The sequence below is a fragment of the Paenibacillus tabacirhizosphaerae genome, from assembly GCF_040812395.1.
Taxonomy (GTDB): domain Bacteria; phylum Bacillota; class Bacilli; order Paenibacillales; family NBRC-103111; genus Paenibacillus_E.
On record NZ_JBFNXH010000048.1, the window covers coordinates 1 to 2,954 of the forward strand.

At 50.6% G+C, this 2,954-nt stretch carries 1 protein-coding gene; it reads left to right on the plus strand.

Going from position 1 to position 2,954, the window contains the following annotated elements:
- Positions 1 to 2,954 (plus strand): condensation domain-containing protein (locus ABRS97_RS27815; RefSeq protein WP_367819421.1); only part of this gene is annotated, 2,954 nt, incomplete at both ends.

The following is a 2,954-nucleotide window of genomic DNA, read 5'->3' on the forward strand; positions in this document are numbered from 1 at the left end:
TTGGGACAATTTCTTCGAGCTTGGCGGCGATTCGATCAAAGCGCTTCAGGTTTCCTCCAGACTGTATCAGTCAGGGTACAAACTGGACATGAAAGACTTGTTCCAGCATCCTACGGTCGAAGCCTTGAGCCCGCATATTAAGCCGATAAGCCGAATTGCTGATCAAGGCGAAGTAAGAGGAGCTGTACAGTTAACTCCTGTTCAACAATGGTTTTTTGAGCAGTCTTACGCGGATTCGCATCATCATAACCAAGCTGTTCTGCTGTATCGAGATCAGGGCTTCGTTGAAGCTGCGCTGCACCAAAGCGTGCAGAAGCTGGCAGAGCACCATGACGTGCTGCGCCTTGTGATTCGCGAAGCCGAAGACGGGTTTTCGGCGTGGAATCGCGGAACGGATGAAGGCGAGCTGTACAGCCTGGATGTCATCGACTTGAGGGGCGAGATCGACGAGGCCCGGGCAGTGGAATTGAAGGCGGGCGAGATTCAAAGCAGTATTCGATTGGATGAAGGGCCTTTCATGCGGTTAGGGCTGTTTCGCTGCAAAGAGGGAGATCACTTGTTGATCGCCATTCATCATTTGGTCGTCGACGGCGTTTCCTGGCGGATATTGTTCGAAGATCTGGCAACGGCCTATGAACAAGCTGTCAAAAAAGAACCGATCCGCCTGCCGCAAAAGACGGATTCCTTCCGCTTGTGGGCGGAGCAGCTTGCGGATTATGCCAACAGCCCATTCATGGAAAGCGAGCGGGCCTATTGGGAGCAGATCGAGCAGGTGGAATATCAACCGCTGCCTAAAGATTTCGCGGAGCTGGAATCCCTGATTGGTGACAGCGAAACGGTCACGGTGAAGTGGACCGAGCAGGAGACGGAGCTGCTATTGAAACAAGCACATCGTGCTTACCGTACAGATATCAACGATCTGCTGCTTGCAGCACTTGGCATGGCGGTGCATGACTGGACCAAAGCAGAACGTGTTGTCGTAAGCCTGGAAGGGCACGGACGCGAAGCGATTTTACCAGACATCGATATTTCACGCACGGTTGGTTGGTTTACGAGTCAGTATCCGGTCGTTCTTGACATGAGCGGGGAGCAGGATGTATCCCGTAGGATCAAAATGATCAAGGAAGGATTGCGCAGCATTCCCCAGAAGGGCATCGGATATGGCATCTTGAGGTACTTGGCCGAGTCCTGCAAGATGATGTCCTATGGCGCGGAGCCTGAAATCAGTTTTAACTATTTGGGACAGTTCGATCAGGATTTACAAAGTCAAAGCATGCAAGGTTCACCTTATTCAAGCGGCGACGAGATTAGCAAAAACACGAAAAGAACGTATGTTCTGGATATTAACGGCTTGATCTCGGAAGGGGTTCTCTCCCTCACGATCAGCTATAGCAGCAAACAATATCGCAGAGAAACGATGGAACGTCTTACGGAACTGTTTCATACGAGTTTGCAGGAAGTCGTGGATCATTGTGTGACGAAGGAAGGCGTAGAGCTGACGCCAAGCGATTTATCGATCAAACGTATAACGGCGGAGGAACTGGAGCAAATCGTCAAGGGGACCCGCCATGTCGGAGAGATCGAGAACATTTACAAACTGACGCCGATGCAGCAGGGCATGCTTTTTCACAGCTTGCTGGATGCAGGTTCGAGCGCTTATTTCGAGCAGACGACATTTGACCTTAGCGGGCGTTTTGACATGGAGATATTCGGGCAAAGTCTGGCTGCTCTGATGCAAAGACATGAGATTTTCCGCTCAAATGTGTACATCGGCTGGAGGGATCAGCCCTTGCAGATTGTTTGCCGCAGCAAAGAAGGCGGGTATGCGGCAATTGACCTGCGCGGCATGACCAATGAGGAGCAAAAGATCTATATCGAACGGAGGTTGGATGAGGATAAATCGCGCGGATTCGACCTTACCAAGGACGCGCTAATGCGGGTAACCGTGCTGCGTATCGAGAATGATAAGTACCATTTCATCTGGAGCTCCCATCATATTTTGATGGACGGCTGGTGCTTATCGCTCGTTACGGAAGAAGTGTTCGAACTATACTTTGCCCTCTTGGGGCAAAGAGCGCCGCAATTGGCGCCAGTATCGCCATACAGCCGATATATTGAGTGGCTGGAAACGCGTGACCGCAGCGAAGCTTTGGCGTATTGGGGAGATTATTTATCCGGATACGAGCAGCAAACAGTATTGCCTGCAAGCAGTACGCTGGGCAAGGAGGAAGACAAGCGATTCGCAAGTGTTTACTGTCATTTTGGCAAGGCATTGACGGCGAAAATGAACCAGTTTGCCAAACAGCACCAGGTGACGAGCCATACACTGCTGCAAACCGCATGGGGCCTCTTGCTGCAAAAATATAACGGCAGCAACGACGTCGTGTTCGGCAGCGTGGTATCGGGACGTCCTGCGGAAATTCCGGGGATCGAGAATATGATCGGATTGTTTATTAATACGATTCCGGTCCGCATTCGCTGCGAGGAGTCTGCCTCATTCGAAGATGTGGTGGTATGGAATCAGAATCGGGCATTGGCCTCACATGCATACGATACACATCCACTCTACGAGATTCAGACGCTTACCGAGCAGAAGCAGGAACTTATCCATCATATTATGGTGTTTGAGAATTTCCCGGTAGAAGAGCAGATGGAGCAGCTTGGCAGCAATGGGAATGACGTATTTGAGATCGAAAATGTAAACATGATCGAGCAAACGAACTACGATTTCAACCTGATTGTCACGCCGGGGGATGATTTTTCTATTCGTTTTGAATACAACGAGCAAGTATTCGCTCAGTCTGATGTCGAGCGGATGCAAGGTCATCTGGTCCATCTGCTGGAGCAGGCTGTCGCCAATCCGCATATCCGAGTGAGTGACCTGGAAGTCGTCACAGAGGATGAGAAAGCGCAGATCTTTGATGAATTCAACGCTACTGCGATGAGTTCTCCTC